The sequence below is a fragment of the Nocardioides lentus genome, assembly GCF_039529515.1.
GTDB lineage: Bacteria > Actinomycetota > Actinomycetes > Propionibacteriales > Nocardioidaceae > Nocardioides > Nocardioides lentus.
The window spans coordinates 396,282-407,692 of record NZ_BAAAMY010000004.1; the positions used below are offsets into that span (position 1 = coordinate 396,282).

12 protein-coding genes are annotated in these 11,411 nt (G+C 75.3%); 7 read left to right on the forward strand and 5 right to left on the reverse strand.

Annotated elements, in window-relative coordinates; all coding sequences use genetic code 11:
- The first annotated feature begins 16 nt into the window (after nucleotides 1–16).
- From ABD158_RS08635 to ABD158_RS08660, 6 genes are read left to right on the forward strand one after another with little or no spacing between them, the layout of a single operon-like run.
- Nucleotides 17–994 carry a glucosyl-3-phosphoglycerate synthase gene (locus tag ABD158_RS08635; protein WP_344006147.1) on the forward strand — a complete coding sequence of 326 codons (978 nt, stop codon included), beginning with the start codon at nucleotides 17–19 and terminating at the stop codon, nucleotides 992–994.
- Entirely contained in the window at nucleotides 991–1,854 is an 864-nt protein-coding gene (gene folP, locus ABD158_RS08640; RefSeq protein WP_344006149.1) for a dihydropteroate synthase, read from the forward strand. The genes ABD158_RS08635 and folP overlap by 4 nt, the downstream gene beginning before the upstream one ends.
- Complete coding sequence (locus tag ABD158_RS08645) at nucleotides 1,851–2,447, forward strand: class III extradiol ring-cleavage dioxygenase family protein (RefSeq protein WP_344006151.1); 597 nt, start codon at nucleotides 1,851–1,853, stop codon at nucleotides 2,445–2,447. Before folP ends, ABD158_RS08645 begins: the two co-directional genes overlap by 4 nt.
- Nucleotides 2,429–3,079 (forward strand): dihydrofolate reductase family protein, encoded by a 651-nt coding sequence (locus ABD158_RS08650; RefSeq protein WP_344006153.1) that lies wholly within the window; start codon nucleotides 2,429–2,431, stop codon nucleotides 3,077–3,079. Before ABD158_RS08645 ends, ABD158_RS08650 begins: the two co-directional genes overlap by 19 nt.
- Nucleotides 3,076–3,855 carry an enoyl-CoA hydratase-related protein gene (locus ABD158_RS08655; RefSeq protein ID WP_344006155.1) on the forward strand — a complete coding sequence of 260 codons (780 nt, stop codon included), beginning with the start codon at nucleotides 3,076–3,078 and terminating at the stop codon, nucleotides 3,853–3,855. The genes ABD158_RS08650 and ABD158_RS08655 overlap by 4 nt, the downstream gene beginning before the upstream one ends.
- 4 nt (nucleotides 3,856–3,859) lie before the next feature.
- Nucleotides 3,860–4,483, forward strand: coding sequence for a rhomboid family intramembrane serine protease (locus ABD158_RS08660; protein ID WP_344006157.1), 624 nt, complete (start codon nucleotides 3,860–3,862; stop codon nucleotides 4,481–4,483).
- Nucleotides 4,484–4,540: 57 nt separating this feature from the next.
- Here the strand turns inward: ABD158_RS08660 and ABD158_RS08665 are convergent, their stop codons facing one another.
- Both ABD158_RS08665 and ABD158_RS08670 read right to left on the reverse strand, forming a co-directional pair.
- The gene (locus ABD158_RS08665) at nucleotides 4,541–5,281 is read right to left on the reverse strand and encodes a helical backbone metal receptor (protein ID WP_344006160.1); all 741 of its coding nucleotides are present in this window, start codon (nucleotides 5,279–5,281) and stop codon (nucleotides 4,541–4,543) included.
- Nucleotides 5,281–5,859: a dihydrofolate reductase family protein gene (locus ABD158_RS08670; protein ID WP_344006162.1), complete on the reverse strand. Its 579-nt coding sequence runs from the start codon at nucleotides 5,857–5,859 to the stop codon at nucleotides 5,281–5,283. The genes ABD158_RS08665 and ABD158_RS08670 overlap by 1 nt, the downstream gene beginning before the upstream one ends.
- Nucleotides 5,860–5,937: 78 nt before the next feature.
- Between ABD158_RS08670 and ABD158_RS08675 the strand changes: the two genes are divergently transcribed.
- Nucleotides 5,938–6,507 carry a TetR/AcrR family transcriptional regulator gene (locus ABD158_RS08675; protein WP_344006163.1) on the forward strand — a complete coding sequence of 190 codons (570 nt, stop codon included), beginning with the start codon at nucleotides 5,938–5,940 and terminating at the stop codon, nucleotides 6,505–6,507.
- A 21-nt stretch (nucleotides 6,508–6,528) separates the two neighbouring features.
- On the opposite strand, the gene ABD158_RS08680 is transcribed toward ABD158_RS08675, so the two are convergent.
- From ABD158_RS08680 to ABD158_RS08690, 3 genes are all read right to left on the reverse strand, one after another.
- Nucleotides 6,529–7,215: a histidine phosphatase family protein gene (locus ABD158_RS08680; protein ID WP_344006165.1), complete on the reverse strand. Its 687-nt coding sequence runs from the start codon at nucleotides 7,213–7,215 to the stop codon at nucleotides 6,529–6,531.
- A gap of 220 nt (nucleotides 7,216–7,435) precedes the next feature.
- Nucleotides 7,436–10,651: a fused isobutyryl-CoA mutase/GTPase IcmF gene (icmF, locus tag ABD158_RS08685; RefSeq protein WP_344006167.1), complete on the reverse strand. Its 3,216-nt coding sequence runs from the start codon at nucleotides 10,649–10,651 to the stop codon at nucleotides 7,436–7,438.
- A gap of 89 nt (nucleotides 10,652–10,740) precedes the next feature.
- Nucleotides 10,741–11,349 (reverse strand): MarR family winged helix-turn-helix transcriptional regulator, encoded by a 609-nt coding sequence (locus ABD158_RS08690; RefSeq protein ID WP_344006169.1) that lies wholly within the window; start codon nucleotides 11,347–11,349, stop codon nucleotides 10,741–10,743.
- Nucleotides 11,350–11,411 lie beyond the last annotated feature (62 nt).

The window sequence follows — 11,411 nt, forward strand, 5'->3', positions numbered from 1 at the left end:
CCGTAGGCTCCCCGTCATGAGCGGGCTCAGGAGCGGGACGGCCGCCGCGGCGGGCGGCGACTGGTTCTCCAGTCGTACCCACCGTCGCGGCGCCGTCGACCCCGCCGCCGTCCTGGCGGCCAAGGGTGGTCGCCGCGTCGCGGTGGTGCTGCCCGCCCGCGACGAGGCGGCCACCGTCGGCGCCGTCGTGACCGGCGTACGACGGGCCTGGCTCGAGGCCGTGCCGCTCGTCGACGAGGTCGTGGTCATGGACTCCGACTCCGTCGACGACACCGGCGCCGTCGCCCGTGCCGCCGGGGCCACGGTGCACCGGGTGCGCGACGTGCGCCCCGACCTCGGCGGGCGGCCCGGCAAGGGCGAGGCGATCTGGAAGGCGCAGCTCGCGGTCGACGCCGACGTCCTGGTGTTCGTCGACGCCGACCTCACCGAGTCGGCGCCCGACCTAGTGCCCGCCCTGCTGGCGCCGCTGCTGGCCGACGACACCGTCGCGCTGGTCAAGGGCTTCTACGACCGGCCGCTCCGCGACGGCAGCCCGACCGCCGGCGAGGCGCACGGCGGTCGCGTCACCGAGCTCGTCGCCCGTCCGCTGCTGACCCTGCTGGCCCCCGAGCTCGCCGACGTCGTGCAGCCGCTGGCGGGGGAGTGGGCCGTCCGGGCCGACCACCTCGCCTCCCTGTCCGTGCCGTCCGGGTACGGCGTCGACGTCGCCGTGCTGCTCGACACGGTGCGCGCCGCCGGGCTGGACGCCGTCGCGCAGGTCGACCTCGGCCTGCGCGCCCACACCCACCACGGCCTCGCTGACCTCGGCCCGATGGCGACCCAGGTGATGGCGGCGGTGCTCGCGCGCCGTGCCCACGGCCCGCTGCCGGCGGAGGTGTGCCTGCGCCAGTTCACGCGCGACGCCGCCGGCGACCCGCAGCCGGTCGAGCGCGCCGTGCCCCTGGACGAGCGCCCGCCCGCGGCCGCCGTGCGCGCCCCGGAGCGCGCGTCGTGACCCTCCGGCTGGGCCGCCACCGCTTCGACGACGACGCGACGCTGATGATGGCCATCGTCAACCGCACGCCCGACTCCTTCTACGACCGCGGCGCGACCTGGGCCGAGGACCGTGCCTTCGACCGCGTCGTGCAGGTCGTCGAGGAGGGCGCCGAGATCGTCGACATCGGCGGGGTCAAGGCCGCCCCCGGCGAGGTGATCGACGCCGAGGAGGAGTGCCGCCGGGTCGTCGGGTTCGTCGAGCGCGTCCGCTCGGCCTTCCCCGACCTGGTGATCTCCGTCGACACCTGGCGCGCCCCGGTCGCCCGGGCGGTCTGCGAGGCCGGTGCGGACGTGCTCAACGACGCCTGGGGCGGCGCCGACCCGGCGCTGGTCGACGTCGCCGCCGCCCACGGCGCGGCGATCATCTGCACCCACACCGGCGGCCAGACGCCGCGGACCCGGCCGCACCGGGTGGAGTACGACGACGTCGTCGCCGACGTGCTGCGCGACACCCTCGCCTACGCCGAGCGCGCCGTCGCCGCCGGCGTCGACCCGGCGTCGGTGGTCATCGACCCCGCCCACGACTTCGGCAAGAACACCCTGCACTCCCTCGAGGTGACCCGCCGGCTGGGGGAGATGACCGCCACCGGCTGGCCGGTGCTGGTCTCGCTGTCCCACAAGGACTTCGTCGGCGAGACCCTCGACGTGCCGCTGACCGACCGGCTCACCGGCACGCTCGCGGCGACCGCGGTGTGCGCGCTCGCGGGCGCGCGGATCTTCCGGGTCCACGACGTCGTGCCGACCCGGCAGACCGTCGACATGGTGGGCTCGATCGCCGGCCGCCGCCGCCCCGCCCGCCTGATCCGGGGGCTCGCGTGAGCGCCGACGCCGCCGCGCCGCGGATCGCCGTGGTGCCCTCGCCGCCCGCGCTGCTCCCGTCGTACGCCGGCCGGCAGGACCCCCTGCCCGAGGTGCGGGCCGCCGCCGTCGAGGCGTGCCGCTGGCTGCTGGCTCCCGGGCCGTCCGAGGTGGTGGTCCTCGCCGACGCCCTCGGCGCCCGGGTCGGCGTGTCGCTCCTCGCGGCGGCCGGGTGGACCGGCGCCGTGCGTGCCGTCGGGGTGCCGGGGGAGGCCGGGGTGCCTCCCGACCCCGGAGCGCCCGCGGCTCCGCCCGACGCGCTGCTGGTGGTCGCCGACGGGTCGGCTCGACGTACGGAGAAGGCCCCGGGGCACCTGGACGGGCGTGCCCACCCCTACGACGAGCGCACCGGCCGGGCGCTCGCGGCCGGGGACGCGGCGACGCTGGCCGACCTGGACACAGACCTGGGCGTCGAGCTGCTCGCCGCGGGGACCCCGGCGCTGCGGGCGCTCGGCGCGCTGGTCGGGACTCGGTCGGTGAGCGCCGAGGTGGACTACGAGGGCGACCCGTTCGGGGTGGCCTACTGGGTGGTGAGGTGGACGTGCAGGTCCTGATCGGTCCCGAGGGGCTCGACCCCGCGAGGCGGGCGGACGTCGACGACGACACGCTGGCCGCGCTCTACGCGCCCCCGGTGCGGCCCTGGTGGCGCGCGTCGATGGTCGCCACCACCGACGGTGCCGCCAGCGGCCCCGACGGGCTGAGCGGCTCCATCAACGACGACGCCGACGGTCGCGTCTTCGCCGCCATGCGTGCGGCCGCCGACGCCGTCGTGGTCGGGGCCGGCACGGCGCGCGCCGAGGGCTACGGGCCCGCCGACGTGCCCCTCGTCGTGGTCTCCCGGCGCGGCGAGGTGCCCGACGGCCTGCGCGACGCCGAGCCCGGCCGGGTGGTCCTCGCGACCGGTGACGACGCCGAGCCCACCCGCCTGCGCGCGATGCTCACCGACCGCGGCTGGACCTCGGTCATGGTCGAGGGCGGGCCCTCGCTGCTCGGCAGCCTCCTCGCCGCCGGGGTCGTCGACGAGCTGTGCCTGACCACCGTGCCCCGGCTGCTCGGCGGCGACGCGGGGCGCGTCGTCGGCGGCGAGGACCTCGACGAGCACCTCGAGCTCACCCAGCTGCTCGAGGAGGACGGCACCCTGCTCGCCCGCTACGCCGTCCGTCGCGACCGCGAGCGGCGGCCGTGAGCGTCCGCGTGGACCGCGACGGCGCCGTCGTCCGGGTCCTCTTCGACCGTCCCGAGCGCCACAACGCGTTCACGACGCAGATGTACGCGGACCTCGCCGACCTGGTCGGCGAGCTCCGCGACGACACGACGGCGCGGGTCGTGGTCCTGCGCGGCGCGGGCGGGCGGGCGTTCGCGGCGGGCAACGAGATCCGGGACTTCGCCGGGCCCGACGCCGACCCGACCGCCCACGAGGCCGGCATCCGGGCGCTGCTGCGGGGGCTGCTGGAGCTGCCGCAGGTCACCGTCGCCGCGATCGAGGGCGTCTGCGTCGGCGGCGGGCTCGCCGTCGCCACCCACTGCGACCTCCGGGTCGCCACCACCGGCTCCCGCTTCGGCTACCCCATCGCCCGCACCCTCGGCAACGTGCTCCCGGCCGCCGTGCTCTACCGCTGCGCCGCGGTCTTCGGGGAGTCCGTGACCCGCCAGATGCTGCTCGCGTCACGTCTCGTCGACGCCGAGCGCGCCCACGCGGTCGGGGCCCTGCTCGACGTGGTCGACCCGGCCGGGCTGGACGCCGCCGTCGACGACCTCGTGGCCGGGGTCCTGGCCGCCTCGCCGGCCACGCTGCGCGCGACCAAGGAGCAGCTCCTGGCCCGCGTCGACACCCTCGAGGGCCCGCCCGCCGACGACGAGCGACGGCTCGCCGAGGTCTACGGCGGCGACGACTTCGCCGAGGGGGTCCGCGCCTTCCTGGCCAACGAGAAGCCTCGCTTCGGGACCGCTGGCTACCGTTGAGGCCATGAGCAACCGCCTCCCGACCCACGGCCCGGGACGCGACACCTGGGTGACTGCCCTGGTCTGGTCCGCCGGGTTCGTCGGCGTGCTGTGGGTGCTCGAGGTCCTCGACCAGGTCCTCTTCCGCGGCGGGCTCGACGGCTACGGCATCCGCCCCCTCGACACCGGCGCCGGCCTGGCCGGCATCGTCTTCGCCCCGCTGCTGCACGGCGGCATCGGCCACCTCGTGGCCAACACGGTCCCGCTGCTCGTCCTCGGCTTCCTGATCCTGCTGTCGGGGGTCGCGCGCTGGCTCGCGGTGACCGCGATCGTCTGGATCGTCGGCGGGCTCGGCACCTGGCTCACCGGCGGCTTCAACACCCTCCACCTCGGGGCGTCCGTGCTGGTCTTCGGCTGGCTGGTCTACCTGCTGCTGCGCGGCGTGTTCTCCCGCCGGGTCGGTCAGATCGCGGTCGGCGTCCTCGTGCTGCTGCTGTACGGCGGGGCGCTGTGGGGCGTCTTCCCGGGCCAGCCCGGGATCTCCTGGCAGGCCCACCTGTTCGGCGCCATCGGCGGCGGCCTCGCGGCGTACCTGCTGGCCCGCGACGACGCCCGCCCCGTCCCCACCCAGGTCCAGCCCCGCTGGTGAGACGGCGCCGCCGGCGGTCGGTGGCCCCCAGCGGCCCCCAGCGGCCCTGAGCGGCCCTCAGCGGTCCAGCGAGCGGTGGGCCTCGACCAGCGACGGGCCGTACCAGGTCAGCAGCCGTCCCGACACCAGCTCGGTCGGGGTGCGCGTGAAGGCCTCCGGGCCGTCCTCGGCGGTGAAGAGGTAGGGCTCGTCCGGCAGCAGCACCGCGTCGGCGCCGAGGTCGTCGACCGCGGCGAGGTCCAGCGTCGGGTAGCGGTCGGGACCGTCGGCGACCGCGTTGGCCGCCCCGAGCCGGCGCAGCAGGTCGGAGGTGAAGGTGCGGGGCCCCACGACCATCCACGGGTCGCGCCACACCGGCACCACGACGCGGCGGTCCGCGGGCGGCGTCTCGCCGCACCAGAGCGTGCGCGCCTCGCCCAGCCAGTCCGGCTCGTCGAGGCCGAGCGCCTCGCCGAAGAGTCGCGCCATCGCGTCGACGGCCTGCGGGACGGTCTCGATGTCGGTGACCCACACGGCCACGCCGGCGTCGCGCAGCCGGCGCACGTCGAGCTCGCGGTTCTCCTCCTTGTTGGCCACGACGAGGTCCGGCTCGAGCGCCCGGACCGCCGCCAGGTCGGGGTTCTTGGTGCCGCGGACCCGGCGGACGCCGCGGGCCTCGAGATCGCCCGGGTGGGTGCACCAGTCCGTCGCCCCCACGAGGAGCCCCGTCGGTGCGAGCGCCTCGGTCAGCGACGGCACGAGCGACACGACGCGACGGCGCGGGCCGGCGGGCACGTCGGCGCCGAGGTCGTCGAGCATCACCCCACCCTGTCACGCCGGTAGGTCGCCACGACGACCCCCGAGTCGTGGGTCGTGGTGGTCTCGTGCACGAACCGACGGGTCGTCGCGGGGCCGGCGAGCAGCGGCACCCCGTCGCTCAGCAGCACCGGGTTGATCTTGAGGACCAGCCGGTCGACCTCGTCGGCCAGCGCCCCCGCGAGCCGCCCGCCGCCGCACAGCCAGATCCCGGTCCCCGGCTCCTGCTTCAGCCGGCGGACGACCGCCACCGGGTCCTCGGCGGTGACCTCGACGCCCGGTGCGGCGTCGTCCGGCGCACGGCGTCGGGAGAACACGACCTGGCGGGCGTGCGGGTAGGGGTCGCGGGTGACGGCGAACCCCGCGGCGTACGTCGACCAGCCCATCAGGACGGTGTCGAACTCCGCCCCGGTGGCCTGGGCCCCCAGCGCGGCGTGGGCGAACGCCGGGATGGTGTCGGGGTGCTCGCGCACCAGCGCGTCGACGTGGTCCCCGTCGGTGGGGAACGCCGTGACGTCGCCGTCGGGAGCGGCGATGCGCCCGTCGAGCGAGGTGGCCACGAGGTAGGTCAGCTGTCGCACAGGTCCTCCGATGTACTACGTCCGTAGTGGTCGGCGGCAACGTACTACAGACGTCGTGGTTGCCGGTATCGTGCGCCCGTGGCCCGCAACGACGACCGGCGATCCGCGCTGGGTGACGCGGCCGTGACCGTGCTCGCCCGGCAGGGCGCGCGCGGGCTGACCCACCGCGCGGTCGACCGCGCGGCCGGCGTCGCGCCGGGCACGACCTCGAACTACTTCCGCACGCGCCAGGCGCTCCTCGAGGGCGTGGTGCGGCGCATCGCCGCCCGCCTCGCGCCGGACCCCCGCGTCGTGGCGCGGCTCGCGGAGGCCGTGCCCGACCGGGCGTCGTACGCCGCGCACCTGCGCGACGTCGTGCGGCGGCTGCTGGCGGATCCCGACGTCACCCTCGCCTGGTGGGAGGTGCGCCTCGAGAGCGCCCGCCAGCCGTGGGTCGCCGAGCTGGTCGCGGACACCGTCGGGACGTGGTTCGCCCAGGACCTGGCCCACCAGCGGGCCTCGGGGCTCCCCGGCGGCCCGGCGGAGGTGGCCCTGCTGCACTACGCGGTCGACGGGCTCGTGCTCGACCGTCTCACCGTCCCGATCGACCCCGGGACGTCGGTCGAGGCCGTCGTGGACCGCTTCGTGGCGGGGCTGCTGCCCGACTGACCGGACGCGGCCCCGACCGCGTCAGTCGATCGTGTCGCCGGTGGGGTCCGGGGCGTCGTGGTCGGCCAGCAGGTGGCCGCCCAGCGGCTCCAGGTGGGCGTCGGCCACCTCCCAGGTGGGGGAGGCGGGGTCGGCGCCGGCAGGCAGGTCGAGCGTGATCAGCCCGGTGTTCTCGATGTGCTGGTGCAGGGGCGGCAGCCGGTGGCGGTCGGCGGCGCGCAGCGTCGCCCACACCCGGATCGCGCCGCCGTGGCTGACCGCGAGGGTCGCCGAGCCGGGCTCGGCGTCGGCGAGCGCCGCGGCCACGCCCGCGTCGTACCGGGCCATGAACTCGTGACCGCTCTCCCCGCCGGGCATCCGCACGTCGAGGTCGCCGTCGAGCCAGGACCCGACCGTGGTGATCCACGCGTGCACCGAGTCGTGGTCGCTGGCCATCTCCAGCTCGCCCGCCGAGATCTCCTCGATCCCCGCCGCGACCCGCGGCTCGAGCCCGCGCCGCCGCGCCAGCGGCGCCACCGTCTGGTGGGTGCGCACCAGCCGCGACACCGCCACACCGTGGATCTCCGTGCCCTCCAGGGCGACCGCCGCCGCCTCGGCCTGGCGCACGCCGAGGGGCGTCAGGTCGGCCCCCGGCTCCCCGGTGTCGAGCGCCCCGGCCACGTTGCTGTGGGTCTGGCCGTGGCGCATGAGGAGCAGTCGGGTCGTCACGCCCCGACGGTAGCCGTGCGCGCCGACGGTGGTCACGCCGGCGCAGGTCGACGCCGCGACCGGCGGGGAGGCCCGTCGGGTCACCGGGTCTCGACCCGCGGTCGCGACCCGCGGTCGGTGGTCGGGTCACCGGGTCTCGACCCGCGGTCGCGACCTCCTCCGTCGGTCGCGCGCTCGCTCGACCTCTGACCCGTCGCGACCTCCTCCGTCGGTCGCGGGGTCAGACGTTCCGGCGGTACTGCCCACCCACCTCGAAGAACGCCTCGGTGGTCTGCTGCAGCGTGCAGACGCGGGCGGCGTCCATGAGGGCGGCGAAGACGTTGTCGCCGTCGCGGGCGGCCGCCTTGAGCCGCTCGAGGGCCTGCTCGGCCTCGGCGGCGTGGGCGGCGCGGAAGTCGGTGACCCGCCGCAGCTGGCCCTCCTTCTCCTCCTCCGTGGCGCGCGCGAGCTCGACGTGCTGCGGGGTCGCGTCGTCCGGGCCGTCGGGGGCCAGGAAGGTGTTGACGCCCACGATCGGCAGCGACCCGTCGTGCTTGCGGTGCTCGTAGAGCATCGACTCGTCCTGGATGCGCCCGCGCTGGTAGCCGGTCTCCATCGCGCCCAGCACGCCGCCGCGCTCGTGGATCGCCTCGAACTCCCGCAGCACCGCCTCCTCGACCAGGTCGGTCAGCTCGTCGATGACGAAGGAGCCCTGGAGCGGGTTCTCGTTCAGCGCGAGGCCCCACTCCTTGGTGATGATCATCTGGATCGCCAGCGCGCGGCGCACCGACTCGGTCGACGGGGTGGTGACGGCCTCGTCGTAGGCGTTGGTGTGGAGGCTGTTGGCGTTGTCGTAGATCGCGATCAGCGCCTGCAGCGTGGTCCGGATGTCGTTGAAGTCCATCTCCTGCGCGTGCAGGGAGCGGCCCGAGGTCTGCACGTGGTACTTCAGCTTCTGGCTGCGCTCGTTGCCGCCGTAGACGTCGCGCATCGCGACCGCCCAGATCCGGCGCGCGACGCGCCCGATCACGGAGTACTCCGGGTCCATGCCGTTGGAGAAGAAGAACGACAGGTTGGGCGCGAAGTCGTCGATCGCCAGGCCCCGGGCCAGGTACGACTCGACGTAGGTGAAGCCGTTGGCGAGGGTGAAGGCGAGCTGGCTGATGGGGTTCGCCCCGGCCTCGGCGATGTGGTAGCCGGAGATCGACACCGAGTAGAAGTTGCGCACGGAGTTGGCGATGAACCACTCCTGGATGTCGCCCATCATCCGCAGCGAGAACTCGGTGGAGAACAGGCAGGTGTTCTGGCCCTGGTCCTCCTTGAGGATGTCGGCCTGCACCGTGCCGCGCACCTGGGCCAGGGCGGCCGCGGGCTCGATCCCGCGCTCGGCCGCCTGGTCGACGACGGTGTTGAGGAAGAACGCCAGCACGCAGGGCGCCGGGCCGTTGATCGTCATCGACACCGACGTGGTCGGCGCGATCAGGTCGAACCCGTCGTAGAGCGCCTTCATGTCGTCGAGCGTGGCCACCGAGACGCCCGACGTGCCGACCTTGCCGTAGACGTCCGGGCGGGGGTCGGGGTCGCGGCCGTAGAGGGTCACGGAGTCGAACGCCGTCGACAGCCGGGTGGCCTCGTTGCCCTCGCTGAGCAGCTTGAAGCGGCGGTTGGTGCGGAACGGGTCGCCCTCCCCGGCGAACATCCGCGCCGGGTCCTCGCCGTCGCGCTTGAACGCGAACACCCCGGCGGTGAAGGGGAACATCCCGGGCAGGTTCTCGCGACGCCAGAAGCGGACCAGCTCGCCGTGGTCGGCGTAGCGGGGCAGGCTGACGCGGCGCACCTTCGTGCCGGACAGCGACTCGCGGACCAGCGCGTAGCGGATCTCCTTGTCGCGCACGGTGACGACCTGCTCGTCGCCGGAGTACGCCGCGACGACGTCGCCCCAGCCGTCCAGCGCGTCGGCGACCTCGCGGGGCAGGTCGCGCCGGGCGTCGTGGGCGCGCGACGACACCTCGTCGTGCGCGGGCGAGCCGGTCTCCAGCTCGCCGGCCACCTCGGCCAGCCGCTGCGCGCGCCGCGCCATCCCGGCCAGGCGGTCGGTCTCCGCGTGGTAGCCGCGCACCGAGCCGACGACCTCGGCGAGGTAGCCCGCGCGGTCGGCGGGCAGCACCTGACGGATCCCGGAGGAGTGCCTGACGTCGACGCGGGGGAGCACCCCGTCGGTGACGGGGAGCCCGTGCTCGGCCAGGCCGGTGAGCAGGTGCTGGTAGAGCGCGGTGACGCCGTCGTCGTCGAAGCTCGCGGCCGAGGTGCCGAAGACCGGCATGTCCTCGGGACGCTGTCCGAAGGCCTCCCGGTTGCGCACGAGCTGGCGCCCGACGTCGCGCATCGCGTCGGCCGCGCCCCGGCGCTCGAACTTGTTGATCACCACGACGTCGGCGAAGTCGAGCATGTCGATCTTCTCGAGCTGGCTGGCCGCACCGAACTCGGGCGTCATCACGTAGGCGGAGAGGTCGACGAAGGGCACGATCGCCCCGTCCCCCTGGCCGATGCCGGGGGTCTCGACGACGACCAGGTCGAAGCCGGCCGCCTTGAGCAGCGTGATCACGTCGGGCAGGCACTCGGGCAGCTCGTGGGCGCCTCGGGTGGCCAGCGAGCGGAAGTAGGCGCGGTCGCCGTCGAGCGAGTTCATCCGGATCCGGTCGCCCAGCAGCGCGCCGCCGCCCCTGCGCCGGGTGGGGTCGACGGCGACGACCGCGACCCGCAGCTTGTCCTGCTGGTCCACGCGGAAGCGCCGGACCAGCTCGTCGGTCAGCGAGCTCTTGCCCGACCCACCGGTGCCGGTGAGGCCGAGCGCCGGGACCGTGCGGCGCTCGGCGGCCTCGCGGGCGCGGGCCAGGAGGTCGTCGTCGAGGCGTCCGAGCTCGGCCGCGGTGATCGCCCGCGCGACGGCCCGCCGGTCACCGGCGAGCAGCGCCTCGACGTCGGGTCCGGCGACGGCCAGCAGGTCGGTGTCGCAGGCGCGCACCACCTGGTCGATCATCCCCACCAGCCCGAGCCGCTGGCCGTCCTCGGGGCTGAAGATGGTCACGCCCGCCTCGCGCAGTCGGGCGATCTCGTCGGCCACGATCACGCCCCCGCCCCCGCCCACGACCTGGACGTGGTCGAGGCCCTGCTCGCGCAGCGACTCCGCGAGGTACTCGAAGTACTCGACGTGCCCGCCCTGGTAGGAGCTGACCGCCACGCCCTGCACGTCCTCCTCGAGCGCCGCGTCGACGATCTCCTTGACCGAGCGGTTGTGGCCGAGGTGCACGACCTCGCAGCCGCGGCTCTGGAAGATGCGCCGCATGATGTTGATCGAGGCGTCGTGGCCGTCGAACAGCGCGGAGGCCGTGACGAGGCGGACGGGGTTCGCCGGGGTGTGGAGCTCCGGCGCGGGCGGGGTCTGCAGGTCGGTCATCGGGTCCCTCGGCGTAGATACTTGGACGTCCAACTATCTCATGGTACGCCGACCCGGGCCTCGCTGTCGCCGTGGCGGCGGGAGCGCCCTCAGCGGGGGTCGACCGTGTCGCCCGCGTCCGCGCGGAGCCGGCCGAGCAGCGCGGTCAGCTGCGCCACCTCCGCGGGCGGCAGACCCGGGTCGGTGAACAGCGCGTTGAGCCCGGCCGTGGCCTCCGCGGCCACCTGGCGCCCCGCGTCGGTGAGCACCGCGAGCTTGACCCGGCGGTCGTCCGCCCCGGCCTCCCGTCGGACGAAGCCCTGGCGCTCGAGCCGGTCGACGGCACTGGTCACCGACGCCGGGTGCACCTGCAGCAGCGAGCCCAGGCGGGTCATGGGCATCCGGCCGGCCGAGGAGAACGCGAGCAGCTGCACCACCTCGTAGCGCGCGAAGGTCAGGCCGACCGGGCGCAGCACGGCCTCGACCCGCTCGGTGACGAGCTGGAGGGCGCGCACCAGCGAGGTCACCATGGCCATCCCGTCGGCGGCGTCGGCCCACCCGTGGGCCACCCACTGGCGGTGCGCCTCGGCGATGGGGTCCCGACCGCGCCCGCCGCCGGCGGAGCGGCCCGGTCGCCCCGAAAGGTCCGGCCGGTCCGGCCGGTCCGGACGGTCCGGCCGGTCCGGACGGTCCGGCCGGGGGGCGTCGGGGGTGCTCACGACCGGCCAAGGTACGCCGTCCGCCGGTGGTGCCTGTGGAGAGACGTTTGCGGCGCGGCGGC